Genomic DNA, 25,438 nt, shown 5'->3' with positions numbered 1-25,438 from the left:
ATATAAAGGAGAAACGAAAGAATAAGTTAATAAGTTAATAGCCTGACCCCTATTTGTTAGCGGTTGGGGGCGTAGCCGAGTTCAATGTTGGCGATGATCTGCATATGCATGTTGGAGGTTCCTTCCAGGGTTTCAAACTGTTTGGAATCCCGGAGCCATCTGCCGCAGGGATACTCATTGGAATATCCGTATGAACCGTATATTTTCATTGCCAGGTTGGCGGCGTGAACAGCCGCATTGCAGCCTGACAGTTTGGCAATGGAGGTTGCCTGCTGGCTGGGTAATTTATTATCTTTTAACCAGGCGGCGCGATAAACCAGATTTTTGGCGGCCTCATCTTCCAATATCATTTCAGCAATCTGAGCTTGAATCATTTGATGTTTTCCGATTGGTTTGCCAAACTGGACGCGTTCATTGGCATATTGAACCGCGCCATCCAGGCATGCCCTGGAAAGAGCCGCGGCGCCGGTGGCACAGCCCATGCGGGTATTGTTCAGCTGCCACATGCAAATATAGAAGCCTTTGTTTAACGGGCCTAAAAGATTTTCTTTGGGAACCACCGCATTTTCGAAAATTAGTTCCGAAGTGGGGGCGGACCACATGCCGACTTTCTCGTGAATCGGAATTCTATTAACGCCGGGGGTATTGTTGTAGTCAATTACAAAACAGGATATCCCCTTGGCGCCTGCTCCTTTTTCAGTGACAGCATAGAGCAGTCCGGTATCGCAGGAGTGTCCCCCGGATATCCAGGTTTTGGTGCCGTTTATCAGCCAGTGGTCACCCTTATCTTCCGCAAAGGTCTTCATGCTGGCTACATCGGAACCCGTATTAGGCTCGGTCATGGCAAAGCTTCCCACCGCCGACCCGTCCAGCAGTCCCGGGATATATTTCTGCTTTTGTTCTTCCGTACCATATTCATTAATGGTCATTGCCGGACCCCAGTTGTTGCCGCTGATGGAAAGTCTCCAGGAAGTGTGGACCTTGGATATTTCATACAGTGCAATAACGCCTTCCATCCAACCCATGCCATTTCCGCCGTATTCCTCCGGAAGGCTCCAGCCCAAAAGGCCCAGTTCCCCCATTTTAGTTAATATCTCTCTGCGATAGTAATGGTTTTTTTCATCCTCTTCAACATAAGGAGCAATTTCCTTTTCCGCAAAATTACGAGCCATATCCTGTACCATTTGTTGTTCTTCTGTTAATCCAAAATCCATTGTTTATCCCTCCTAATTTTAAATAATATTACATATTAAGAATTGTACCCGCAAATTTAAATAGGCACGGGCCCATAATCAGGGCTCTTGAATTAACACCAAATAATTTAGCAATTAACATGCCACATAGAAAAAACACCCGGCAACTACCCTTATCCAGGCCTTCACTACAAAAATTAAGCTTTTCGGAACCTGTGGACTAATAAAAACGGCCCTTTTTTACAAGAGCCGGCAATGTATTTTTGCATCTGCAATGCAATATTGCAGTACGTGATTAGGTTTATTGATTTTTCAACCACCATGCATAATGCAATAACGCATCGAGTTGTATTTCAAACTTGGTATTAAACTGCAAAATACCTGTGGCGAAAAATCCCGCCGTGGCGAGGGATTTTTAATCACCTTTTTGTGTTGCCGTGGATATGCGTTAATTTCGATGATATCAATATAAATAATTGTCTAACTGATGAATATTATAAAACAAGGGGGTGGTATATGGCAAAATTATGCAAAACCGTCCGGTGCTTGTCGCCGGGAGAATGTTGGGCAAGTAAACCATGAAAGGGGGATTATGGGGAGTGGAAGGCAACGAGGTATATTGTGAAAGAAAACCGCTTCTAAAGAATGAAGATTGGTGGGCCGTTTGGCTCGGGCTGTTTATATTTTTACTTGGACTGGGGCCAATCTTCGGATCGGATTTGCTTGGCTGGGTGGTTAAGGCGTCAACCTGGATGGATATTTCCAAGGCCATTGCGCCAATTTCCAAAACATACCAGGGCAGCATGGCCGGTGTAACCTCCCTGGTGCTGACTTATTTATTCCTGCTTGTGGTCACCGCCATTGGCGCCGCTGCCATGGGCGCCAATGTTAAAAGGTATATTGCGGGCTTCACCATTATATTCTGGATTACTTATATATGTATGATTATCGGTGAAAACGCGTATATCGCGGCCACCCCCGACAAACAGGCAAAGTTCGGCATAACCTGGTCTTTAAGCCTCGGTGAAATGGGTTTTGTGTTTGCAATGATAATAGGTTTAATAATCGGCAACTTTTTCACAGGGTTCGCCAAATTTTTGGAGGACGCGGCCAAGCCGGAATGGTTCATTAAAACCGGCATAGTCATATTGGGCGCGGCCATAGGCATTAAAACCGTGGGTGCCCTGGACCTCGGCAAAACGGTAATTATCCGGGGGCTCTGCGCGGTTGTGGAGGCGTATTTGATATACTGGCCGGTGGTATATTTCATATCCCGCAGATATTTCAGATTTACCCCGGAATGGGCCGCCCCCCTGGCGTCGGGGATATCCATCTGCGGTGTTTCGGCGGCCATAGCCACCGGCGGCGCCATACGCTCCCGGCCGGTGGTACCGGTGGTGCTGGCGGCGGTTATTATAGTGTTTGTGGCCGTGGAGTTGCTGTTTTTGCCCTGGCTGGCGTCTTTCCTGCTCTATCAGGAGCCCATGGTGGCCGGAGCCTGGATGGGCCTGGCGGTAAAGAGCGACGGGGGGGCCGTGGCCAGCGGGGCCATTACCGACTCGCTGATACGGGCCCGGGCCTTGACGGAAATGGGGGTAAAATGGGAAGAGGGCTGGATGCTGATGGCCACCACCACCACAAAAGTGTTCATCGACATTTTTATCGGTGTGTGGGCTTTTATACTGGCTATCATCTGGTCTGTTTTTAAAATTGACAAATGCGGCGCCCGGGAAGCCGGCCACAGGGTTAAAGCCCGGGAAATCTGGGACCGCTTCCCCAAATTTGTGATAGGTTTTGTCATTACCTTCGGGATATTGCTGCTGGTGGGACTGAACAACCCGGCGATGATAAAAAGCGCCCAGGCGGGCTCTGATCAGGCCAACGCCCTGAGAACAATATTTTTTGCCCTTTGCTTTTTCTCCATCGGCCTGGTCACCAACGTGCGCAAGCTGTGGAGGGCCGGACTGGGGCGCGTGATAGCGGTATACGCGGTCTGTCTCTTTGCCTTTATCCTCTGGGTGGGGCTTTTGATATCGTGGATTTTCTATCATGGCATAATGCCTCCGGTGGTAGGCTGAGGTCAAGGGGTCACACCTTCCCGGACCGGCAGAATTCATTACTCTTAAACAATTCCTGGAAGGGATGCCCCGGAATTATGTGAAGTGATGTCCCCAATTATAGGAGGAATGAAAATGACTGAGGGTAAAATAAAGGAAGCGGAACAGCAGACGGCCAACGCCCTGGCCATAGAAGAGGAAGAATGGCACGATTTGCTCCCGGTGGAGAAAAAGCTTATCGGCTATTCCCTGGGACTGGGTATAGCCTTGCTGGTTGTATTCATAGGCGTTTTTGAAATACTCTAATAAAGCACTAAAGCACTTTTGGCCTGTGGCCGAGGCATTTGCCGGTATCCGGCCTGTGTCCGGCAGCCGTGGCGCCGGTCTGGCTAAGACATGTTAAACCTTTATTATTCCGGGGATTCCCCGGATTTTCTTTTTCTGGATGTCAAGAAAGCTGAAGCCGAAATAATTATTGCGGCTGAGGTTTGTTAAAATCCACATTAATTTATCCTTTTTTACAGGAATTGCTAAATTCGGCTAAAAATCAGTTTTAGTGGTTTATTTGTTATCCTTAAGGTTCAGAAGGTTTAGCGAGAGCATGCAAAACACCGGATAAATTACCGCCGTGGCTGCGGCCACTATCCCCGCATCGTTGGTAAACAGCGCCACCGCCGCCCCCAGCAGTCCGGCATGGCATCCGTTAAGGGTTTGTGGTGCGGTTCTGCGGATGCTGTCCAGAAAGTTCAGTTTGAATTTAAACATTACAAGCATTAACAGCAGGGACACAATGAGCATGCCGCTCCAGTAAGAGTACCGCATCAGGCGGAAATTCATGCTGATTTTTCTTATTATTATGTTATAAATGTTTTCCCAGCCGCCTGCCTGGAATTCTTTAATTGCCCTGCCCACATGGGTGCGGGGAACGCCTATTGAATCAATTACGGATATGGCGGCGATAACCAGCAGCACCGCGATGATCACGATAAATACCTGTTTTTTTCCGGTGCGGTAGCCGGACAGCAGCCATATCAAAGTAACAAAGGCCGCCGTGACGGATATGGAGGCTCCGGCCTTGGAGCCCAGGCCCGGATATACCAGTACAAAAAGAATTCCCAGCATTAGGACACCTGCCAGCAATAAACGGCCTTTAAATTTTTTGATGTCCATGAACGTGGCGATACCCAGAGTTGAAGCCCCTATCACAGCGCCCATGAATTCATTTCCGATTCCGTAAAAACGCGCGCCGGACTGGGGATCATATCCCAGCGGCGAGGTGACAATCAAGTCGGCACCGGTGAATAAATCCGCGAAGAGTATTGCTATAAAGGTAAGGCTTATGCCCGATATGTAATATAAAATGTTGTATTTCCTGTACAGCGGGTAGTACAGCCCCGTGATCAGCAGAATGATCAACAGCAGGGCAATAAAGGACTGCCCTACGGTTAAGGCCCCGGGGACTGCCAGCAGTAAGAGGGCCAGGGGCAGGGAAAATATGGCCAGATAGTTTGCCAGCAGAAACTTTTTTAAAAGGTCGGAGGTTTCCACGCCGAAAAGGTGCAAAATGAATATCAGCAACGATACGATCAGTATGGCCAGGGTGTAATAAGCCACGGCGCTTAGCATCGGCAGGCGGCGTGTTGTATTGTCCACCAGCTTGTTTTCAATATCCCGGAGGTATTCCATTTGGTTGCCGGAGGGAAGAGATGTGATTTTCTGGCCGTATATGGCCTCTGTTTTATCGATGTTATAAAAACCGAGTATGGTCGGGGCCACGTCGATATTGGCTACTATTCCCTTCCGGTGTGTGCTGCCCGAGGTCAGCAGGCCCTTATTAACGCCGTTTCCCGTCAAAATAACCGGGGTCAGGGTATTGCCCAGGCTTATGCTTTTCTGCGACGGTGTGGGAGCCAGTACCGCCAGGCAATCCCTTTTTAAATCAATCTGCCGCAATACCCGCCCGATAAAATCATCGGCTCTTTTTAAAGCCGCGGATGTGTGCCTGTTAGAAATTATTTCATTGGATTTTCCGGTGTAAACGGCCGCCCGGGTGGTATCGCCGAAGTCAATTATAATTACCTTGCAGCGGCCGTAATTCTCAGTAAAGCGGGATAACAGCCTTTTTTCGTCGGTGCGGACACCAAAGGGCGCGCTTTTGTCGGCCATTAATAAATCGCCGGAAATATCGCCGTAATCAACCACTCCCCTGCCGTCCATTAGCAAGGAGACTGCCTGGCGGCCGTAAATATAACCGGGGAAAGAGGAATCCTCCGGCGGCATGTCGGAATTTCCCAGCACGGCGGTGCTTATTCCCGCCGAGTTGAGAAGGTCGCCCGTCGCGCCTATATGTACGTTGTAATGGCGGTTACTGTTTAGTGTTTTAAGCTGATCCGTGTTAAGGTTTAATATATTGTGAGGGGTTAAGTTATGTTCCTCATTCCGGCGCAGGTAAATATCCTCCACATTGTGGCTGTTTATTTTATCTCCGGCGTTAAATGCCTGTGCCGCCGCCGGATAACCCACCGCCCGGCTGCCGGCGCCCACGGTGGTAAAGGTGTTATCGGCAATTGAGGCGCCGCCGGTGCGGTTGTTCATTAAAGCGACAGCCCCGTTTTCAATGAGGTAATTAATATTTTTGAGCGAAGGGTCGCTTAAGTCTTCCAGTCCGATTTGATCAAGCACCACTATGATAAAGCGGCCGGGCGCCGTTGTCCCGGCGGCAGCCGGCCCCGGAGAGAATATCAAGCAGCAGATAAAAATTATAATGACCATATGACAAATTTTCCTGATGAGTTTCAACATTTATCCCCTGCTTCCGGTTGTATATTCTGCGGTTTTAAAAATGGAGCACTGCTGGAAAAATATGCTTGTATTTATATGCAGGTATATATTATAACAAAAAATCACAATACCTAAAAACTCTTTTGGAGCTTTAAATAGAGTTTAACTTTCCCGCCGGGAAGTCCCCACAACTTTAGTCTTCCTTACTCGCGAAGCGAGAGCGAAGGGAGTGGCAGTTCACTGCCCCTCGGCCTGAATTCCTATGTCCCCCCAAAAGGGACCCTCTGGTCTGCGGGAGTTCTTATTTAAAATAAAATACTTCTTTTTGAGGTTTGCCTTTCGCGGGCATTTTTTTGTTTGGTCTGTTATCCCGGTTGTTCGCGCGTGAAACCACGGGGAAATTTCTTGTGGCCCGGTTGTTGTTGCCGGTGGTGATGTGCAAGTTGGCGGAATTTTAATCTGTAGTGGCAAAAATGTGTTGGCAAAAAAATTTTGATATTGTATAATATTTCTCAAGCACCATGGTGACAAAATTTTATTCCTGCAGTCTGTCCTGAGCGGATTATTGACAACGTGTCTGAAACAATTTTTAGGGTGGATATTCATCTGTTTGTCGGGGAGGATTCGAAAAAACAGGATAATTAGTAGTGACATTCGGACCATAATTGTTTTTCTTGGGAATGTGAACTCAATCATATGTAAAAATACATTCCCTGAAAGAATAAAACCCGCCGTGTCGCTATTAAGAGTTAATAAGGCTAAAGGGGTGGTGACAATAGAATAAGGTCAATTGGAGGTAAAACAATGTATTTCCGCTTGGTTAAGGCAAACCACAACGGAAAGGAATACCAATACCTTAGGCTGTCCGAAAGCTACAGGGATGGTGACAAATCCAGGCAGCGGCTGATTATGAATGTTGCCAATCTCAGTGATTTGTCAAGACAAAAAGCAGAGTCTGTTGTGGATAAATTACAGAATGTGATAAAAAGGGCCAGGGAACTGAGAAAATACGATATGCCCTGGGGGAAGTATTATAAAATAGCAATAATTATGGCGGTTGAGAGAATATTTAAACCCTCCGGCTGTGCGGAAGATGTACTTGGCAGGGTCATTTTGTCGGAGAAGAAACGGCCTTCCCGTTCAAAAAAAACTGTGCGGCGCTCCTTCCCGGATCAGGCGGGGGAGTATGGAGGCAGGGAAATATCCAGGGGACTCATACTGCTTGTTAAAAGACTGGACCAGGTAATTAACCGGGAATCCGCTACAGCATTCTTTGTGTTTGGGCATAACGGCCTGCCGCTGAAGTGTTTTCTGCCGGGGACCGATATCAACAGCCTCCGGGAAGTCGCGGAAAAATACAAACCGGCCTTTTTTTTGTATCTATTATGTGAAAAATCCTACAACGCACATGAGTTCAAAAATGTCCTGCTGGAAAAAGGTGAAAAGCCCCAGTTGGTATACATGTACAAACCGGGCACCGAAACTGCCGGTGCGGAAAAGTACTATCTGATCAGCCGGGGCCGGGCCGCCAGGAAAAATGTTGAGCTGGCAGTATCCCTGGTTTCCCAAAGCATAGAGCACATGTATTATGTTTTCCGCAGGCTTAAACCCTTTGTAAAAAACACGGGATTTTACTGGAAAGACGCGGCGGAGGTATTCTTTACATCACAGTTTTATAAAAAACTCATTATGGATGCGCTGCTAAGCGACGGTATTGATTTTGTCCGCCGGGGCAAACAGGGAGCGGGAGAACATATTAAAGTCGATTGACTGACTGGCTTTAATAAGAAGGAGATGATTAAAAATGACTATTGATAAAAAGAATATGTTATTTTTATTGCTGGGTCTCGGACTTTTATTTTTGTTTCATTTTTTACCTGAATTTAAACCTGCCGTGGATCCCTCCGGCAAGGTCTTTGAGCTGTCCGCCGCCGGAAAATCGGCTATCGGGCTGTTCCTGCTGGCCGGAGTCTGGTGGGTGTTTGAGGTGATTCCCATTGGCGTAACCAGTATAGCCATAGGCATATTCCAGCCGCTTTTTGCCATCCGCCCCGCCAAGGACGCCATGAGGGATTTTATGGACCCCACCGTGTTGTTCATTTTGGGCTCCCTGCTGATAGGCCTCAGTTTTTCCAAGGTGGGACTGACCAAAAGAATCGCCTACAAGATGCTGGTTGTGGTGGGTGAGGACACCAGGAAGATACTGCTGGGCTGTTTTGTTATAACCGCGCTGCTCACGCACCTGATGGCGCACACCGCCGTGGCCGCTACGGTTATCCCCATTTTTATAACCATACTGGCCCTTTATAACGAGGGTGACGGCCATACTTCCAAACCCACAAAATTCGGTAAGGCCCTGTTCATCGGGATGGCCTACACTGCCGGGGCCGGCAGCATATGCACTCTGCTGGGGGGAGCCCGCAACCCTGCGGCGGTCGGCTTTTTCAAGGAGTTTACCGGGCAGGATGTATCCTTTATCGATTTTTCACTGCATTTAATGCCTCTGGGCTGGATAATTGTATTTCTTACCTGGGCCATGCTGATGGTGATATTTAAGCCGGAAAAAAAGACGATACCGGGACTGCGTTCGAAGGCTGCGCAGCTTTACAAAGAGCTGGGGCCCATGTCCAGGGAAGAGATTTTTGTAATGATAGGGGTTGCCTGCTCCCTGGGCCTGCTTATAGCCCAGGCGGCGGTGCCTGCCCTGAAGGGCCTTGACCGCTCCATACCCCTGCTGCTGGCCGGACTGGTGTTTTTCGCCACAGGTATATTGGACGTCCAGGACCTGGAAAAGAAAGTTCCCTGGAATATTGTTTTGCTGTTCAGCGGTGCAATGAGCATAGGATTTGCATTATGGAAAACCGGGGCCGCCGAATGGATGGCGATTAAATGGCTTTCCCTGCTGCAGGGAGCGCCCTGGTTGTTCTTTGTGATTGGTGTATCCGTTCTGGTAATTATTATGACCAACTTTATAATGAACGTGGCTGCCATAGCCATAACGCTTCCCGTGGCCCTGGTTATCGCCCAGTATCTCGGGGTTAATCCGCAGCTGATACTCTACACCGCAACGGCAGCCGCCGGTTTGCCCATGTTTCTGCTGATCGGCGCGGCTCCCAACGCCATGGCTTACGAGTCGAAGCAGTTCACAACCGGAGAGTTCTTCATGGCGGGCATACCGGGAACAATCCTGGTGCTGGCGGTAATGACCATTTTTATCTATACCTACTGGCCCATAATCGGCCTTTCCCCGATGATTAAATAGCCGGGTGGGAAGGAAATACCGTCCTGCTAACCGGCGACCCGGGGATTAAAAAAAATGTAGCCATTTCCCGGCGCGGGCTCCTCATAATTTTAGAAGCAGACTTTGGAAAAAATAATTTTGTTTACCAGGGAGCCTGGTGGCCGGTGTGAACCTGAGTGCAGCCCGTCTGTTTTTCCCGGTAAAGCTATACGGAAGCAGGGTTGGGCAGGTGGGCTTCTTTCTCTTGTGAAGGAGCAAAAGCACTATTCCCCGGAGGTTACGGGAATGAACCGGACTTTAAGATAGGGATATTTCGATGAAATCAATTAATATGGCCCATGAGCACAAAATTGGAGCCGGAAAAGTTCCTTATAAGGAACTTCCGGTGAAAAACGGTGAAAGGGCTTAGGGAGGAAATATAATGTCGGCTCAAGCCCAGGTATATTTTACAGGGGGACTTTTTCTGGCTACATACGCCATGATTATGCTGGAAAAAATCCACCGCACGGTGGTTGCCCTGGCAGGGGCAATGATTGTAATAATCGCGGGGATTATCAGCCAGGAAAAAGCCGTGGAATACGTGGATTTCAATACCATTGGCCTGCTGATAGGCATGATGATTATAGTGGGGATAACCAGGCATACCGGGGTTTTCGAGTACATGGCGGTATACGCGGCCAAGGCGGCTAAAGGAGAGCCGGCCCAAATTATGATTTCCCTGGCCACAATAACCGCCATAACCTCGGCCTTTCTGGACAATGTAACTACCGTTTTGCTGATAGTTCCGGTTACTTTCGCCATAGCCAAGCAGCTAGAAATTAATCCCATACCTTTTTTAATCGCGGAGGTGGTGGCCTCCAATATAGGCGGCACAGCCACTCTCATAGGCGACCCTCCCAATATAATGATAGGCAGCGCCACCGGGCTGGGATTTATGGATTTTGTAATAGCGCTGGCCCCTGTGATAGTGGTGGTTCACATAGCCACCATGCTCTGGCTGAAAATTCTTTACAGAAAGGATATGTTTGCCAGGGAGGAATTAAAAAAAGGCATTTTAGTCATGGATGAGAAGAAGGAAATAAAGGATCAAAGGCTGCTTAAAAAGTGTCTCATCGTGATTGGCATCACCGTGGCTGGATTTGTGCTGCACCAGTACCTGCACATGGAGTCCGGCACCGTGGCGCTGGGAGGGGCGACACTGCTTTTGCTGTTAACCAGGGACGAGCCCGAGCACGCCCTGGCCGCGGTGGAGTGGCCGGTTATATTCTTCTTTGTGGGCCTGTTTATTATTGTAGGTGCACTGGAGCATGTGGGCATTATTGAGGCCATTGCCAAAGAGTCTCTGAAACTAACGGGAGGAGCAATGCTGCCCACGGGATTGCTGATACTCTGGCTTTCCGCCATAGCCTCGGCCTTTGTGGACAATATTCCCTTTGTGGCAACCATGATACCCCTGATTCAGGATATGGGCCGCCTGGGAGGAATCACCGATTTAAACCCGCTCTGGTGGTCGCTGTCCCTGGGAGCCTGCCTGGGCGGCAACGGAACCCTTATCGGGGCTTCCGCCAATGTTGTGGTGGCCGGTATGGCGGAAAAGAGGGGAATACTGATTACATTTATTAAATTTACAAAGATTGCTTTTCCCATGATGATTATGTCAATAATAATCTGTACAGCTTACCTTGTTCTGTTCCACCTCAGATAAAACATGTTAAACAAACCCTGCCAAAGGGTCCGCCGGCAGTTCCTAAAAAGCCTTGGGCAGTCCTATGGTGCCGCCCGTCAGAAAAGGTGCCGGGGTAATTTGAGAGGGTTGGAACCATGGGAGTTTGACCGGGCGTCAAATAGAAAGCCGGGTGTTGCTTTAAATTAAAAGTCCGGAGGGCAATTGCCTTCCGGACTCCGTTACGTATTTTTTTTTCGGGTGCCCAGGGTTATTATGAACAGTCCCGCAATAGCCAGGATGTAGCCTGTCAGCAGGGTTGTCACCCTGGAGCTGTCAGGCATCTGCAGGGACAATACCCTGACCGCGTAAACTCCTGTAAAAGCCGTCAGAGTGCCTGAAATCCAGTAAGCCAATTTCTTTTTTATCATTTTATCACCGGTATTAAAGTAACGTATATTCCCGTGAGAATGGCCGATGTAATAACCCCGCTGATGCTGGCGCCGATGGCGTAGGGCAGAACTATGGCGTAGGGGTTTTCCTCGCTTACTATTTTTTGGGCCACCTTGGTTGTGGTCGGCACGCAGGACACTCCGGCGATACCGATTACCGGGTTGAACTTGCCCTTACTTATAAAATACATCAGGTAGCCGCCTAATATACCTCCGATTCCGGAGAGCAGCAGGGCCAGGATGCCAAGAACCAGAAGCACCAGTATTTTGGGGTTCATGATGGTGTTGGCCTCGCAGAGCACTCCCAGCAGGAGTCCCAAAAAGAACGTTGAACCGTAGAGCAGGGGTCCTTCGATGAAGGTTATGTAATGTTTTAAGTTTGCTTCCCGTATGGTCACACCCAGGAAAAAGGACATGAAAAGGGGCGCCGCCACCGGGAACAGCAGGCACAACACGGTGCATGCTATCACGGAGAAGGTAATCTTTTCACCCGGGGTAACTGTCGGTATTTTGCTCAAATCCATTTGTATTCCGCGCAGGCGTTTTGGTATGAAAAGTTTTATCAGGTAGGGGTATCCGCCATAGGTAAGGCTTAAGTAAAGATAAGCCACAATGGTAATGGGAACGAAAAGGTCCTTGGCCAGCATCAGCGAAGTATACAGCACCATTGGGCCGTCGGCGCCGCCCACCATGGCGACGGATGCCGCCTCGTTATAGTCCAGGCCCATCAGTACGGCGACGGGGAAAGTCACTATGGTACCCAGTTCGGCGCAAATGGCAATAAGCATGCTGCTGAAAGGGCTGGCCAAAACATAGCCTATTTCCGTCATTACCCCTATGCCCAGGAAAACAAAGCAGGCAATAAGGCCGTTGCTGAAGGTAAAGGTATATATGGGCTGCAAAAAATCAATCTGCAAAATGGTCATCAGCTCGCCTGGATCGGTGAGCATCGGGTCGATAAAAATGGTTCCGGTTTTGCTGGCGGATAAAAAGAGCACCGCTGCGTTAACGGCGGTCATGCCAAACCCCATGGGTATCATGATTAAGGGTTCGAGAATATTTTTGGCGCCCAGATATACCAGGCCGATACCCAGGAGTATGAGAACAATCCTGGCAATGGCAATTCCTGTGTCCGCTGCAAAAAGTGTGGCGATACCCTGGAAAAGATTCAGTACGTTAATGTCAGGCATATTTTGCACCTCTGTTTACATCCTTTTATAATGCTACTTTGAAGATGTGGCGGCGGAACCTTTCCAGGCCGGATTTTTGTCGGCGGAACCTTTTAGCCTGAAAGTATCGTTAAATCTGATGCAGGTAAATATTGCCTTAATCATCAGGGCCACGGAGAATGAGATTATCAACGCCATGGTGAAAGTTATCAGGGCTACAATTATGGATTCAGTAAACATTGTAATACCTTCTTTCTTTTATTTTTTTATAGAAAAATTTTTTGGGGCCGCTGTAAAAAAGGGTTTGTTTGTTCACCTCCGAAATGTTTTATAATGTATACATAAGCAAATTTCGTACCTGATGTAGTATGTATATTGTATTGTGTATACACATAAATCGTATTGGTTTTTGTTAGGTAATTCAATGTTTTTCCGTGATTTATTTTTTATCGGGGCATTGGAAAATCGGGGAGATTGAATTTGGTGATGCGATTATGCATTGTCGGCCCGGTTTATTGAAAACAGCTGATTTAATTGCCAATGTAAAAAGACATTGCCAATGCTGTTTTGCATTGGCAAGGCATAAAAAAACCGCCACCTGTGGCGGCGGATAACGGATAAGGAATGTGGGTAAAAAGAATTTTTTGAAAAATTATTTAATTGCCATTATAAAGGCTCCCGCCGCCACCGCCGTGCCGATAACCCCGGCCACGTTGGGGCCCATGGCGTGCATTAACAGGTAGTTTTGGGGGTTGGCCTCGGACCCTATATTATGTACGACCCTGGCCGCCATAGGCACTGCGGAGACCCCCGCCGCTCCGATCAGCGGGTTAACCTTATTTTTGCTGAAAACATTCATTAATTTGGCTATTAGTATCCCGCCGGCGGCGGCAAAGGAAAAGGCAACCACGCCCAGGATAAAAATATAGATGGTCTTTGGGTTGAGAAAATTTTCGGCGGACATTGTGGAACCCACGCCCAGTCCAAGGAAAATAGTGACAATATTCATCAGCTCGTTGCGGGAAACGTTGGTCAGGCGTTCCACCACCCCCGACTCCATGAAGAGATTGCCCAGCATGAACATGGCCATCAGCGGCGCGGCCTGGGGCACAAGCAGAATGATCACCAGTGAGGCAAGGATGGGAAATAAAATTTTTTCAGCTTTGCTTACCGTTCTCATGCCGGTCATTACCATGGCGCGCTCTTTTTTGGTTGTCAGGAGTTTTGCCACCGGCGGTATGATTACGGGCACCAGGGCCATATATGAATAAGCCGCCACTGAAGTAGCGCCCATCAGGTGAGGGGCCAGGTTGGCCGACAGGTATATGGTGGTGGGACCGTCGGCTCCGCCGATAATTCCGATGGTGGCAGCTTCCTCAATAGTAAAGCCGAACAAAAGCGCCGTGAAGAAAGCCGCATATACGCCCAGTTGCGCCGCCGCTCCCAGTATTAAGGTTTTGGGGTTGGCCAGAACCGGTCCGAAATCCGTCATGGCGCCCAGCCCCAGAAAAATAAGGGGAGGTATTAACTCTGTTTCTATGCCGTGGTGGAAAAAGAGATAAAATAGACCTCCTTCTCCTGTCAATCCGGTTAGGGGGAAGTTGGCGGCAAATATGCCAAAACTGATGGGGACCAGCAGCAGCGGCTCCACCCCCTTCTTAATGGCCAGGTACATCAGGGCGAAAGATATAACCCACATAATTACATTGCCGGCTGTGAGCTGCCAGATGCCAAGGCCTGCAATGCTATCGGTCAATTGTTGCAGCAGCAATTATATCCCTCCGGAAAAACTTATTCATGAGTACTGATAACGGCGTCGGAAACTATCATGTTACCTGTGGAAGACTTAATTTTAGCCGCTTTCCTTTTTTGAGCCTGACTGAAACTATAACCGGATATGGTTATAGTAATTTGTAAGATTCCCAGGGCTAAAAAAACGGAAACAATTCCCGAGGTCGCCACACTGAGAGCCTTGGACCATTCAACCATCCTGCCAACCTCCCTCCTGTGTATTAATCCGAACAAGCAGATCGTCTTAACCTGAAGCTGTAACTCTATTTTAGCCGTTTTGAAGGCAAATAAGGGGATTACGCAGCAAGAATATAAAATACATTTTAGCGCGGGCAAAAAATGAATTATGTATTATGTATAAATGAAGAAATATAAATATTAAATTTATCTTTAACAGTATCTTGCCCAAAATGTTGATTGCCGCCCCGGTCAATGGGTTAATGCATTGTGCCGGGGCACATTTTTATAAAAGGCGATTATACCGGGTAATTGTCGTCTTATGCATAACGACATTTTTAATGCTCCGGGGCATTGAGCGCTGATAAATTTTTAACAATTCCATGTCCGGGAGGTGGAGTTGAAGGAAAGTGCCCGGGTATAACGTTGTTTTTGATGAGCTTAGCGGGGGATATAATAATTAAGCCAGAGTCCGGTATTGGAATTGCTGGCATGTCTTTTGCTCATTGTGGGTATGCAGGGTGTTAAAGAGCTGTGCTATTTAATAGAGAATTTTTTAAAATCTATAATGGGAGGGAGTACAGTAGATTTTGAACTTACCGAGGAGTTACAGGACATTAAAAAATTAGCCCGGGATTTTGCGGTAAAGGAAATTTTGCCCACGGTGGATCTGGACGACAAGGCCCACCGCTTCCGCCACGACCTGGTGAAGAAGATGGGTGAACTGGGCTTTTTTGGCTGCGTGGTGCCGGAGGAATACGGCGGAAATGAAATGGGGTTCCTGGCAATAACACTTATAGCGGAGGAAATCGCCCGGGTGCACAGTTCCATGCGGTTGCCCTTTAACATGAACGCTTTGGGACCGGCGCTGACCATATTGAAATACGGCTCCGAATATCTGAAGAAAAAATATGTGCCGGGGCTGGCCAGCGCCGAGCTTCTGGGGGCATTTGCCATCACCGAGGCGGATGCGGGCTCGGACGTGGCTTCAATGAAAACCAGGGCCGTTCCTGAGGGTGATCATTATGTGGTGAACGGCTCCAAGATGTGGATTTCCAACGCCCCTGTGGCTGATGTGGCGCTTCTTTACGCCTACACGGACCCTTCTAAAAGGGCCGAGGGCATGTCCGCCTTTGTGCTGGATGTGAAATCTCCCGGTGTTTCCGTGGATCCCATCACCGAAAAGCTGGGCACCTGGGCGGCGCCGGTGGGGGCCATGACCTTTGAAAATGTACGTATACCCAGGGAAAACCTGCTGGGCAAAGAGGGTGACGGCTTCAAAATCTGCATGGCCCAGCTGGATGACACCCGCCTGGGATGCGCCGCCGGCGGTCTGGGAGTGGCCCAGGCCTGCATCGACGCCGTGCTGCAATATGCCAACCAGAGGGAGCAGTTTGGCCGTCCGGTGGGTAAGTTCCAGATGATTCAGGATATGATCGCCCAGATGGTTGTGGAGACCGAGGCTGCCAGATTCCTGGTATACAGGGCCGCCACCCTCAAGGACAAGGGAGTGCCCAATACCCTGGAGACCTCCATGGGCAAGTATGCTGCCGCGGAAGCGGCAAACAAGTGTGCCGATTATGCCATGAAGATATACGGCTCCTACGGCTATTCGGAGGAATACCCCGTGGCCAGATTCTACCGGGACGCCAAGTCCTATCAAATTGTGGAGGGCACCAGCAATATCCAGAAGATGATTATCGCCAACGACGCCCTGGGTTATCGCAAAGCCAACCGCCGGTAAGTCGGTGGCCTGTAACAAGGGGTTGTAACAACAATCAAAAAAATAACCGGAGGTTATCGAATGAGCAAATTGTATGAAGACCTTGCGGCAAAAAGGGAAAAGATCAAGCAGATGGGCGGCGAAAAGGCCGTGGCCGGCCAGCACAAGGCGGGCAAAATGACCGCCAGGGAAAGAATAGAGTACTTTTTCGATCCCGGTACTTTTACCGAAATAGGCATGCACATCAAACACCGCATCACCGCTTTCGGCATGGATAAAAAAGAAATTCCCGCTGAAGGCGTCGTGATCGGCTATGGCAAGGTCAACGGGAAAATGGTCATGGCGGCTGCGGAGGACTACACCTCCATGGCAGGCACCTTTGGAGAGTATCACGGCAAAAAGTTTGCCCAGGCCATAGACATGGCCAAGGACATGGGTATTCCCTTTGTGGGCATGAACGACTCCGGCGGGGCCAGGCTGCAGGAGGGTATTGATACCCTGCAGGCTTACGCCTGGCTGTTTAAAGCCCAGAACCTGGCATCCGGAATCATACCCCAGCTTTCCCTGCTGATGGGCCCCTGCCTGGGCGGCCAGGCCTATCACCCGGTGATGCAGGACTTTGTGTTCCAGTGCCGCAAAACCGGATTTATGGGCATAGCCGGCCCCGCTTTCGTTAAAACCCAGCTGGGTATAGATATCGACCTGGAAACCCTCTGCGGGGTACAGGCCCACGCGGTGAAATCCGGCTGCACCCATGTGGTGGCCGAGGATGACAAGGACTGCCTGGACAAGGTTAAGGAAATGCTGGCCTTTTTGCCCCAGAACAACAGGGAAAAGGCGCCCAGGATAGACACCGGGGATGATCCCTACCGCCTGGTTCCGGAACTGGACGGGCTGATTCCGGAAAAAACAATGATGCCCTTTGACATGCACGAGGTAATCAACCTGCTGGTGGATAACGGTTATTTCTTTGAAATAGCCCCGGATTTCGCCAAAAATATTATTGTCGGCTTCGGCCGCTTCAACGGGTACACCACCGGAATCATCGCCAGCCAGCCCAACTGGATGGGCGGCGTCATCGATTGCAACGCCGCGGATAAAGCCGCCAGGTTTATCCGGTTCTGCGACCTGTTCAACATACCCCTGGTCAATTTGCACGACACCCCGGCCTTTATGATCGGACCGGATGAAGAGTGGAAGGGTATCCTGCGTCACGGCGCCAAAATGCTGTATGCCTACATCGACGCCACCGTTCCCAAGGTTACCGTGATGCTGCGCAAATCCTTCGCCGGGGCCTACCTGGGAATGTGCTGCAAGGACACCGGTGCGGACCTGGTGTTCGGCTGGCCCGAGGCCACGGTTACCATCGTGGGGGCCGAGACAGCGGCCAGTGTTATCTTTGCCAAGGAAATTAAAAATGCCGAGAATCCCCAGGAGGTCAGGGCCAAGAGGATACAGGAGTACCGCGACCTTTACGAAAACCCGTATAACGCCGCCGAGCGGGGTTATATTGACGACGTTATCATGCCCTCGGAAACCAGGAGCAAAATCTGCCTGTCCCTTGAGATGCTAAAGGACAAGGCCGTGGCCAGGCCTCACAGGAAATTCTCCAATATCAACCTGTAATTAATTTTCCGGGTCTCAAGACAGGTTGGATTATTCCGGCAAATGTTTTCAGGCCGGGGACATTCCTTTGTTATTTGTCAAAAAAGCTATACAGTAACATAAAAGGAGGATACAAGGATGAACATTACTTCACCCATGGTGGGAAAACTATTGTCCATTGATGTCAAGGTGGGCGACAAGGTAAAGAAAAACGACGTGGTGGCAACCATAGAGGCCATGAAGATGCAGGTTAAGGTATTCGCCCCGGAGGACGGGGAGGTGGCGGCGGTCAACGCGGCGCCGGACACCGTGGTTAACCCCGACACGGTAATAGTGGTTTTGAAGTAAAAAATCCGCGGAAGGCGGTTTAACCGCCTTCCGCGGCATGCAAATCAGAGAATCGTACAAAAGGCCGTTCAAAAACAAGCGTGGCACAAAAGTCGAAGGCGGACAGCCCGGAGCGTACCGGGAGAGTGTTGAAAAGCACATTGAAAAAAAGTGCCGGACGCAGTTTTTCAACGGCCTCCTTTTCGGCAATTTCAAGTGTCCTTGTGGTATATATTCAGTTTATTGGCCTTGCGCACGATGGTGGATTGATCCACCTGCAGCACCCTGGCGGCTTTGTAAGTGCTGCCGAATTGTTTGAGGGCGTTTGATATCAACTGCCTCTCAACGGTATTGACCGCCTCTTTCAGGGGGATGATTCCCTGAACTTTGATTTCCGGGTGGTTGTCCGGAGTGTAGTTAATTAAATGCGGGGGGATGTCGTTAACACCGATGGTGTCTCCGTTGGTGGTGACCATCAGGCGTTCTATGACGTTCTCCAGTTCCCTTACATTGCCGGGCCACTGGTACTGCAGCAGTATGTCGTAGACTTCCGGCGCAATGTCTTTGTTAATTTCGTATGCTTTGCTGAATTTGTTTTTAAAGCTGTATATCAGCGGGATGATATCCTCCTTTCTTTCCCTTAAGGGTGGGATATCAAGGGGAACGACGTTAAGGCGAAAATACAGATCCTCTCGAAACTTTCCTTCCCGTACCAGGTTTTCCAGGTCATGATTGGTAGCCGCGATAATTCTGACATTGATGGGCCTGGGCTTGTTTCCGCCCACCCTCATTATCTCGCGCTCCTGGATGGCTCTTAATAATTTGACCTGAAAATCCTTTGGAAGGTCGCCTATTTCGTCCAGAAACAGCGTGCCGCCGTTAGCCAGTTCAAACATGCCGGATTTTCCCTCCCGGTTGGCTCCGGTGAACGCCCCCTTTTCATAGCCGAACAACTCCGACTCCAGTAGATCGGCCGGGATTGCGCCGCAGTTTACGGCGATGAAGGGGCCTTCTTTTCTGTGACTCTGGGAGTGGATGGTGGTGGCGATAACCTCCTTGCCCACACCGGATTCGCCCAGAAGCAAAACTGTGGAATCCACCTGGGAAAGCCTCAGGGCGGTTTTCAACAGTTCCTGCATTTTGGGAGAGCTGAAAACCAGTCCCGTTTGCTTAAAATGCTTTTGGCGCAGCTGGCTCAGTTCTTTCTGATATTGTTCGCTTAACTTTTTGCTTTGCTCCAGCTCCTGCCTTAAATGGTTTAATTCGGTGAGATCCCGGACATTTACCACCACCCTGAAAATTTCGTTATGGTCATTTCTTACGGGGTTGGCGGTAACCAGGATATGGTTTCCGGAAGGTGTCTTTTCCACCTGGGTAACAGCCTCTCCCTGCTGCAGCACGGTTTCAATTATCCCTGGTGAAAAAGCGTCTTTAACGCCGCTGCTGTCCGTATCCATACCGAAGGTTTTTTTGAAGGCCCCGTTGGATTTTGTAATATTGCCGGAGCGGTCGGTAATTACAATGCCGTCGTAGGAGGATTCTATGATTCCCTCAAGCTCTTTATTGAGGTGTTTAACGGAGTTAAGCTCTTCGGAGATAAATTCTATTTCTGAAATGTCCTGAAAGACCGCCACGGCCCCTACTGTCTCGCCGTTTTCAATGATGGGGTTGCGGTTGGTCAGGTAAATGTGGCTGCCGGTGGAATAGTGCACGCTGAATTTAACATGCCTTTGGGTTTTTCCTTCTTTCAGCACGTCAAGCAGATCCTGGGGAATAATTACCTGGGACAGGTGTTTTCCCAGGGCCCAGCTTTTTGACCGGCGGGTTATCTTTTCAGCCGCGCTGTTAAAAATAGTTACCTTGCCCGTTTTGTCAATGGCTATTATTCCGTTGTGAGCGGAATCCAATATGGCTTCCAGCTGTTGCTGCATATAGCTGGCCATATTGAAAAGTTCCGGGGAAACCGCGTTTTTATCCAGAATTCCGGTAAGCCGCCCTTCGTCATTGACCACCGGGAATACCCGTCCGGGTAGCATCCAGGCTTCCACCAGAGGGGTGTTCTCGGTTATAACGGCAACGTTTTTTTCCATCGCCTGGCCCACGGTAAAGGAAGGATTGACGCAATCCGGACCGGCGGAAATGATGTCTTCCCTGGTAATCATTCCGGCGATCCCGTCATTACCGCCTGTTACGGGGATGCCCATTATATTGGAATCCATCATCATTTTCCAGGCTTCCAAAAGGGGGCTATCCATGGCTATGGTGATGGCGGTTTTTATCATCAGTTTGCTGACCAGCATTTTAGTGACCTCGCTTTTATCATGTTATAGCACCGTTGCTAATTATGGTAAAGGCCTTAAAGTTTTGCCCGAAATTAAACTGCAAAAACAATGCCGTGACCTGTGCAATACGGCTATATTAATAAGGATAAAATATATTTGACGATAAAAGCAACCGGAATATTTAAGATATTTATCCTGAAGTCATTTGGTAGGGAATTTTTGGGGAGTGAATAAATTGACTGAAAATAACCACGGCAATAAACGGATGACCCTGCGGGAGGCTGTAAGCGCCTATATAAAGGACGGCGCCAGCATAACCTTTGGCGGATTCATCGGCAGGGACTGCGTGGCCGCCGTACATGAAATTATCCGGCAGGGTATAAAGGATTTAACGGTAATTGACGACAGCAAAACAGATATTATGGACCTGCTGGTGGGGGCTGGCTGCGTCAGGCGCTGGGAGGGCGCGTATCTTGGTTACGGAGCCATCGGGCTGGCCAATAACGTGCGCAGGGCCGTGGAGCAGGGCATACCCGCGACTTTGGAGGTTGAAGATTGGTCCAACGCCGGCATAAGCATGCGCTTTCTGGCCGGCGGGCTGAATTTGCCCTTTATGGCCACCAGATCCATGCTGGGCACGGACATAATTAAATATAATGAACGAATCAAGGTTGTGGACGACCCCTACGGCGGTTCCCAGGTGGCCCTGGTTCCCGCCGCGCGGCCGGAGGTGGCCGTTATTCATGTGCAAAGGGCCGACGTGCTGGGGAATGCCCAGGTCTGGGGATTTACCGGCAACGACGAGAACAAGGCCAGAGCTGCCAGGCATACCATCATAACCTGTGAGGAAATAGTGCCCACGGAGCAGATACGCCGGCAGGGAAATATGACCCTGATACCCTTTTACTGTGTTGACGCCGTGGTACAGGTTCCCTACGGCTGTTATCCGCAGTCCTGTTACGGGTTTTATTCCTATGATGTAATGTTTTGCGGGGACTATCATGAAATGTCCAAAACCCGTGAGGGCTTCTTGAAGTGGCTGGACGAATATGTCCACGGCTGCCGGGATCATAATGAATACTGTGCAAAAGTGGGCTGGGAGCGGCTGCAGGCATTGAGTCACCTGGAAAAGCAATTTAACAGAATATAATGGGGACATTAGAGGGAGTGAGCCTGATGAAAGGCAGCAGTGAGCTTGTTAAAGGTAAAAGCTACACCGCCTCGGAACTGATGGCCATAACCACGGCCAAGGAATTCAAGGACTGGGAAGTGGCCTTTGTGGGCATCGGCATACCGCTGGTGGCGGGGATACTGGCCAAGAGGTTCCATGCGCCTAATTTGAGCATAGTTTACGAATCCGGATGCATCGGGCCTGAAAAATACAGGGTGGATTTCAACGTCGGGGATTCCTCCGCGGCTGACGAAGCCCTTTGCCTTACCTCGGAATGGCATGTTTTCGGAGACCTGCAGGCGGGCTACTATGACATCGGAGTACTTGGGGGAGCCCAGATAGACAGGTTCGGCAACTTAAACACCACCGCTATTTACGGGGAGGGGGATTATAAACGCCCCAAGGTGCGTTTGCCGGGCAGCGGCGGCGGTAACGACATCGGCTCTTCGGTGGGCCGGGTGGTAATTATGATGCGCCTGGAAAAACACAGATTTGTTCCCAGGGTTGATTTTCTCACCACCCCGGGTTTCCTGGACGGAACCCCCGGGGCCAGGGAAAGGGCCGGCCTTCTGGGCGGCGGCCCGGTGGCCGTGGTTACCAGCAAGTGCGTGTTCCGCTTCCACCCGGAGACCCGGGAAATGTATCTGGATACCATATATCCCGGGGTTGAGGTGGATGAAATAAGGCAAAGCGTGGGCTGGGACCTGCTGGTGGCCAATGAATTGAAAGTGGCGGAAGATCCCGGGGAGGCTGAACTGGCCGCCCTGAGGGCGGCGGACCCCGCCAACCTGATTATGGGGGGCGCCGCTGCAAGACAGAAACTGTCCGGGCTGGATGAGTTTTTAGAGCTTACATTAAAATATGCGGGTAAATAAAAATATGCTGGTAAATAAAAGCCGGGGGAGTGTCCTCCGGCTTTTATCCCGCCAACAGCCTGTGAGCCTCATTTAAATTTGCCATTCTCCCCGCCGGGTATATCAATTATGGCCATGGTGCATCTGGATACGCAGACAAGCTTTTCTTTTTCGTCCGTTATTTTAATATCCCAGACCATGGTGGTGCTTCCCTTGTGCAGGGGAATCGCCCTGGCCCTTACCACCCCGTCCCTTTTGGGCTTGATATGGTTGGCGTTTATTTCAAGGCCCACCGCCGCCTTGCCCTCCGGGGCGGCATTCAGGTGCGCGCCGATGCTGGCGGCGGTTTCCGCCAGGGCCACGGACGCTCCACCGTGCAGGAGCCCGTACGGTTGCCTGGTGGCGGGGCCCACCGGCATGGTCAGCACCACCTTGTCCGGTCCGGCTTCCTCCACTATGATACCCAAGGCCTCAAACATTGTGCCCTGGATTGAGGGGTTTTTCATATCGGCCATATACACTTCACTCCCTGCCATTTTTATGCATATCAAGAGAAAATATCCTAAAGAATACATAAAGTGATAATAAGTTGCATGTTAACAGTTTATATGTAATATAAGCCGTTCGATAGATTTTGTCAATAAGGTGGATTTGTTTGTTCTTTGACACTATTTTTGTCGATTTGTAAAATGATTATATTTTACCGGCCTTTAAGGCCAGTGGTCAGCCTGTGAGTTTAGAATTTTGGCCGCCATCGCGGCCCTTGCGGCGGGGGTTGTTGTTGGCTTGCTCCAAAGAATGTCTCCGGGCGGGAAAGGGGCCTAAGGATGTGGGGTAAATGAAATCAAATTAGGAAATGAAGTAAATCATTCCTCTGTTGCGTCTATATGTATGGGAGGAATCTATTCAAGGGCGCTATGCCATAGCCTCACATGGTCAGGCGATGGTTGTTTTCATTGCCATTGTGATGTGCCCTGTTTTTAAGGGGGAAATAATTGCTAAACTTGAATTCCCCGGGAAATAACGGAAATACAGCAGAGCCGTGGCGCTTACCCCCGGCTCTGCTGTATTGGTAATTTTACCACCGTCAGGCGGCACTGTTAGAAAACAAAAATTTTTCAGCCGGGATGAAACATTATTGTATTTCCCCGTGTAATGTTAGTTAGGGTTAACCCAAATTTTACTTGACCGGGTGGCAGCCGGCTGGTAGATTATTTTTGGAAACTCAGGGAACCGTTTTATTTTCCATAGGGAGGGTATCCCCTTGAGAGACAGAATTATAAGGTCGGCCGGGGCGCAAATCGGTAAATTCGGGCTGAGAAGATTCACCATTGACGATATTGCTTCCGACCTTGGCATTAGTAAAAAAACCGTTTACAAATATTTTGAAAGCAAGCGGCAGATTATAGCCGAATTATTTGACAGACATATTGAAAATGAAAAAAACTGTACCCTGGAGGCTTTAAAAACAGACGGCGGCTGGTTAGATAAATTAAGGGCGGTGATACACTGTTACGGCCAGGAAAAGCTGTCTCCCGGGCTGCTGGAGGAACTGCAGCTTTACTTTCCCCGGGAGTGGGAGAAAACCCAGGCCATACGAACATTTAAAAGGGAAAAGGTAATTGAGGTGCTTATGCAGGGAGTGGAGGCCGGAGAAATTAAAAAGGATGTTCACCTGGGGATTCTGGGACTGATTTTGGATAATACAATTAACGCCCTTTTTGATTACAAAATACTGAACCGGCTGGATTTAACGGTAAATCAAATGATGGATGGGGTTAGAAGTATCATATTATACGGCATTTTAAAACAAAATCCGAACAGTGGAGAGTGTAAGAATGAAATATAAATGGAAGCTGCTGTTGATAATACCCGTGGCCGCCGTGGTGGTCTTCGGTCTGCTAAAAGCCGGGGGCAACCTTGCGGGCGGTAAAGACGCGGATAAAGATACCGTGAATAACGCGGTTCAGACCGTGGTGGTCAAAGAAGTGACCAGGGCTAAAATGGAAAACGTCATGTCTCTTACCGGAACCCTGGAGGCTCTGCATGAAGCCTCTGTCAGCTCCAAGGTGGCCGGCAGGGTAAGCCGGGTGGCGGTGGAGAACGGCCACAGGGTGTCTCCGGGCCAGTCTTTGGTCTTTTTGGAGTATACAGAATACAGGAACGCCCTGAGTTCAAACCAGGCCTTGCTGCAGAAGGCCAATGCCGCTTTGCTCACCGCCCGGTCCAACCATGACCGCTTTAGTGAGCTGCACAAACAGGGGGCGGTGTCGGACAAGGATTTTGAAGACATATCCACCGCCCTGGCCCTGGCGGAGGCTGACGTAAGCTCGGCCGAAGCAGCCGTGAGCAACGCCGAAGAGAACCTGCGCAACGCCACCATAAACGCTCCCCTGGGAGGTGTCGTGGCGGACCGCAATGTTAATGTGGGACAGGTGGTGTCCCCGGGGATGCAGCTCATGACAATTTCGGACATATCTTCCGTTTACGCGGTGGTTAATATTGAACAGGCAAAAATAGCGCAGATTAAACCCGGACTTAAAGCCGTCATAACCCTTGACGCCTATCCCGGCAAAACCTTCGAGGGCGTGGTGGATATTATAAATCCCGTGGCCAGTAAATCCGCCAGGGTTTTCGAGACGAAAATAAAAATTAACAACCGTGACGGGCTGTTGAAGCCGGGCATGTTCGCCAAGGCGGATATAAAAATAGGCGGCGCGGAGGAGGTTGCGGCGGTTTCCAGGGACGCCCTGACAGACAGGGAAGGTCTGTACTTCGTATTCATGGCCAGGGACGGCAAGGCTGTGCGCCAGCAGGTGCAAATAGGTAAAATGATTGATCAACTGGTTGAAATTAAATCCGGACTTGCCCCGGGGCAAAAGGTAATAGTAACCAATGTAAACAAACTCAAAGACCAGGACAGCATAAAGATTGCCGAATAAGGAGGAGTAG

The 25,438-nt window shown here is 49.6% G+C and carries 21 protein-coding genes; 12 read left to right on the top strand and 9 right to left on the bottom strand.

All coding sequences use genetic code 11. The features are described 5' to 3' along the window. Positions 1–56: 56 nt before the first annotated feature. A complete protein-coding gene (locus tag DCCM_RS15855) occupies positions 57–1,214 on the bottom strand; it encodes an acyl-CoA dehydrogenase family protein (protein WP_104373347.1) in 1,158 nt (385 codons plus the stop codon). 578 nt (positions 1,215–1,792) lie between these two features. On the opposite strand from DCCM_RS15855, the gene DCCM_RS15850 reads away from it, so the two are divergent. Together DCCM_RS15850 and DCCM_RS18790 are read left to right on the top strand one after the other, a co-directional pair. Next, a complete protein-coding gene (locus tag DCCM_RS15850; RefSeq protein ID WP_231702803.1) occupies positions 1,793–3,271 on the top strand; it encodes a putative sulfate exporter family transporter in 1,479 nt (492 codons plus the stop codon). 114 nt (positions 3,272–3,385) lie between these two features. Then, on the top strand, positions 3,386–3,556 hold the full coding sequence (locus DCCM_RS18790; protein ID WP_165792205.1) for a hypothetical protein: 171 nt from the start codon (positions 3,386–3,388) through the stop codon (positions 3,554–3,556). Between the two features lie 255 nt (positions 3,557–3,811). Here the strand turns inward: DCCM_RS18790 and DCCM_RS15845 are convergent, their stop codons facing one another. After that, positions 3,812–6,022, bottom strand: a complete 2,211-nt coding sequence (locus DCCM_RS15845; RefSeq protein ID WP_128739170.1) for a hypothetical protein — start codon at positions 6,020–6,022, stop codon at positions 3,812–3,814. Positions 6,023–6,835: 813 nt separating this feature from the next. Between DCCM_RS15845 and DCCM_RS15840 the strand changes: the two genes are divergently transcribed. The 3 genes from DCCM_RS15840 to DCCM_RS15830 all read left to right on the top strand — a co-directional run bounded on the left by DCCM_RS15840 (position 6,836) and on the right by DCCM_RS15830 (position 10,977). After that, a complete protein-coding gene (locus DCCM_RS15840) occupies positions 6,836–7,801 on the top strand; it encodes an IS1634 family transposase N-terminal domain-related protein (RefSeq protein ID WP_104373344.1) in 966 nt (321 codons plus the stop codon). A gap of 34 nt (positions 7,802–7,835) precedes the next feature. Beyond that, the gene (locus DCCM_RS15835) at positions 7,836–9,293 is read left to right on the top strand and encodes an SLC13 family permease (RefSeq protein ID WP_104373343.1); all 1,458 of its coding nucleotides are present in this window, start codon (positions 7,836–7,838) and stop codon (positions 9,291–9,293) included. Between the two features lie 400 nt (positions 9,294–9,693). Then, positions 9,694–10,977, top strand: coding sequence for an ArsB/NhaD family transporter (locus DCCM_RS15830; protein ID WP_104373342.1), 1,284 nt, complete (start codon positions 9,694–9,696; stop codon positions 10,975–10,977). A gap of 200 nt (positions 10,978–11,177) precedes the next feature. Here DCCM_RS15830 and DCCM_RS15825 read toward each other — a convergent pair whose 3' ends face one another. The 5 genes from DCCM_RS15825 to DCCM_RS15805 all read right to left on the bottom strand — a co-directional run bounded on the left by DCCM_RS15825 (position 11,178) and on the right by DCCM_RS15805 (position 14,545). Beyond that, positions 11,178–11,366 carry a hypothetical protein gene (locus tag DCCM_RS15825; RefSeq protein WP_104373341.1) on the bottom strand — a complete coding sequence of 63 codons (189 nt, stop codon included), beginning with the start codon at positions 11,364–11,366 and terminating at the stop codon, positions 11,178–11,180. Then, positions 11,363–12,577 (bottom strand): sodium ion-translocating decarboxylase subunit beta, encoded by a 1,215-nt coding sequence (locus DCCM_RS15820; RefSeq protein ID WP_104373340.1) that lies wholly within the window; start codon positions 12,575–12,577, stop codon positions 11,363–11,365. Before DCCM_RS15820 ends, DCCM_RS15825 begins: the two co-directional genes overlap by 4 nt. Before the next feature lie 33 nt (positions 12,578–12,610). Beyond that, complete coding sequence (locus DCCM_RS18340) at positions 12,611–12,796, bottom strand: hypothetical protein (RefSeq protein WP_128739169.1); 186 nt, start codon at positions 12,794–12,796, stop codon at positions 12,611–12,613. Between the two features lie 412 nt (positions 12,797–13,208). Further along, the gene (locus DCCM_RS15810; RefSeq protein ID WP_373855501.1) at positions 13,209–14,324 is read right to left on the bottom strand and encodes a sodium ion-translocating decarboxylase subunit beta; all 1,116 of its coding nucleotides are present in this window, start codon (positions 14,322–14,324) and stop codon (positions 13,209–13,211) included. A gap of 23 nt (positions 14,325–14,347) precedes the next feature. Continuing rightward, positions 14,348–14,545 (bottom strand): hypothetical protein, encoded by a 198-nt coding sequence (locus tag DCCM_RS15805; RefSeq protein WP_104373338.1) that lies wholly within the window; start codon positions 14,543–14,545, stop codon positions 14,348–14,350. A 457-nt stretch (positions 14,546–15,002) separates the two neighbouring features. Between DCCM_RS15805 and acd the strand changes: the two genes are divergently transcribed. From acd to DCCM_RS15790, 3 genes are all read left to right on the top strand, one after another. Beyond that, positions 15,003–16,268, top strand: a complete 1,266-nt coding sequence (gene acd, locus DCCM_RS15800; RefSeq protein WP_307718822.1) for a glutaryl-CoA dehydrogenase Acd — start codon at positions 15,003–15,005, stop codon at positions 16,266–16,268. 60 nt (positions 16,269–16,328) lie between these two features. Beyond that, positions 16,329–17,873 carry an acyl-CoA carboxylase subunit beta gene (locus DCCM_RS15795; protein ID WP_104373337.1) on the top strand — a complete coding sequence of 515 codons (1,545 nt, stop codon included), beginning with the start codon at positions 16,329–16,331 and terminating at the stop codon, positions 17,871–17,873. Between the two features lie 117 nt (positions 17,874–17,990). Continuing rightward, positions 17,991–18,200 carry a biotin/lipoyl-containing protein gene (locus DCCM_RS15790; protein ID WP_104373336.1) on the top strand — a complete coding sequence of 70 codons (210 nt, stop codon included), beginning with the start codon at positions 17,991–17,993 and terminating at the stop codon, positions 18,198–18,200. 191 nt (positions 18,201–18,391) lie between these two features. Here DCCM_RS15790 and DCCM_RS15785 read toward each other — a convergent pair whose 3' ends face one another. Beyond that, complete coding sequence (locus DCCM_RS15785; RefSeq protein WP_104373335.1) at positions 18,392–20,479, bottom strand: sigma-54-dependent Fis family transcriptional regulator; 2,088 nt, start codon at positions 20,477–20,479, stop codon at positions 18,392–18,394. 208 nt (positions 20,480–20,687) lie between these two features. Between DCCM_RS15785 and DCCM_RS15780 the strand changes: the two genes are divergently transcribed. Further along, positions 20,688–21,611 carry a CoA transferase subunit A gene (locus tag DCCM_RS15780; RefSeq protein WP_231702802.1) on the top strand — a complete coding sequence of 308 codons (924 nt, stop codon included), beginning with the start codon at positions 20,688–20,690 and terminating at the stop codon, positions 21,609–21,611. Between the two features lie 26 nt (positions 21,612–21,637). Next, positions 21,638–22,507: a CoA-transferase subunit beta gene (locus tag DCCM_RS15775; protein WP_104373333.1), complete on the top strand. Its 870-nt coding sequence runs from the start codon at positions 21,638–21,640 to the stop codon at positions 22,505–22,507. Positions 22,508–22,575: 68 nt separating this feature from the next. Here the strand turns inward: DCCM_RS15775 and DCCM_RS15770 are convergent, their stop codons facing one another. Next, positions 22,576–23,001 carry a hotdog fold thioesterase gene (locus DCCM_RS15770; protein WP_307718821.1) on the bottom strand — a complete coding sequence of 142 codons (426 nt, stop codon included), beginning with the start codon at positions 22,999–23,001 and terminating at the stop codon, positions 22,576–22,578. 749 nt (positions 23,002–23,750) lie between these two features. Here DCCM_RS15770 and DCCM_RS15765 point away from each other — a divergent pair. After that, positions 23,751–24,335, top strand: a complete 585-nt coding sequence (locus DCCM_RS15765) for a TetR/AcrR family transcriptional regulator (protein WP_165792204.1) — start codon at positions 23,751–23,753, stop codon at positions 24,333–24,335. Then, entirely contained in the window at positions 24,325–25,428 is a 1,104-nt protein-coding gene (locus DCCM_RS15760; RefSeq protein ID WP_104373331.1) for an efflux RND transporter periplasmic adaptor subunit, read from the top strand. Before DCCM_RS15765 ends, DCCM_RS15760 begins: the two co-directional genes overlap by 11 nt. Positions 25,429–25,438: the final 10 nt, after the last annotated feature.

The organism is Desulfocucumis palustris (assembly GCF_002933875.1).
Lineage (GTDB): Bacteria > Bacillota > Desulfotomaculia > Desulfotomaculales > Desulfocucumaceae > Desulfocucumis > Desulfocucumis palustris.
Note: the sequence above shows the minus strand (reverse complement) of the source record. Positions and strands in the feature narration are given on the sequence as shown.

What these genes read in the sequence shown, in the direction of transcription:
- DCCM_RS15835 (WP_104373343.1), top strand. Translation starts at nt 7,836, where the DNA reads ATGACTATTGATAAAAAGAATATGTTATTTTTATTGCTGGGTCTCGGA.
- DCCM_RS15785 (WP_104373335.1), bottom strand. Translation starts at nt 20,479, where the DNA reads ATGCTGGTCAGCAAACTGATGATAAAAACCGCCATCACCATAGCCATG.
- DCCM_RS18340 (WP_128739169.1), bottom strand. Translation starts at nt 12,796, where the DNA reads ATGTTTACTGAATCCATAATTGTAGCCCTGATAACTTTCACCATGGCG.
- DCCM_RS15770 (WP_307718821.1), bottom strand. Translation starts at nt 23,001, where the DNA reads ATGGCCGATATGAAAAACCCCTCAATCCAGGGCACAATGTTTGAGGCC.
- DCCM_RS15855 (WP_104373347.1), bottom strand. Translation starts at nt 1,214, where the DNA reads ATGGATTTTGGATTAACAGAAGAACAACAAATGGTACAGGATATGGCT.
- DCCM_RS15795 (WP_104373337.1), top strand. Translation starts at nt 16,329, where the DNA reads ATGAGCAAATTGTATGAAGACCTTGCGGCAAAAAGGGAAAAGATCAAG.
- DCCM_RS15760 (WP_104373331.1), top strand. Translation starts at nt 24,325, where the DNA reads ATGAAATATAAATGGAAGCTGCTGTTGATAATACCCGTGGCCGCCGTG.
- DCCM_RS15840 (WP_104373344.1), top strand. Translation starts at nt 6,836, where the DNA reads ATGTATTTCCGCTTGGTTAAGGCAAACCACAACGGAAAGGAATACCAA.
- DCCM_RS15805 (WP_104373338.1), bottom strand. Translation starts at nt 14,545, where the DNA reads ATGGTTGAATGGTCCAAGGCTCTCAGTGTGGCGACCTCGGGAATTGTT.
- DCCM_RS15820 (WP_104373340.1), bottom strand. Translation starts at nt 12,577, where the DNA reads ATGCCTGACATTAACGTACTGAATCTTTTCCAGGGTATCGCCACACTT.
- DCCM_RS15845 (WP_128739170.1), bottom strand. Translation starts at nt 6,022, where the DNA reads ATGGTCATTATAATTTTTATCTGCTGCTTGATATTCTCTCCGGGGCCG.
- DCCM_RS15830 (WP_104373342.1), top strand. Translation starts at nt 9,694, where the DNA reads ATGTCGGCTCAAGCCCAGGTATATTTTACAGGGGGACTTTTTCTGGCT.
- DCCM_RS15825 (WP_104373341.1), bottom strand. Translation starts at nt 11,366, where the DNA reads ATGATAAAAAAGAAATTGGCTTACTGGATTTCAGGCACTCTGACGGCT.
- DCCM_RS15775 (WP_104373333.1), top strand. Translation starts at nt 21,638, where the DNA reads ATGAAAGGCAGCAGTGAGCTTGTTAAAGGTAAAAGCTACACCGCCTCG.
- DCCM_RS18790 (WP_165792205.1), top strand. Translation starts at nt 3,386, where the DNA reads ATGACTGAGGGTAAAATAAAGGAAGCGGAACAGCAGACGGCCAACGCC.
- DCCM_RS15790 (WP_104373336.1), top strand. Translation starts at nt 17,991, where the DNA reads ATGAACATTACTTCACCCATGGTGGGAAAACTATTGTCCATTGATGTC.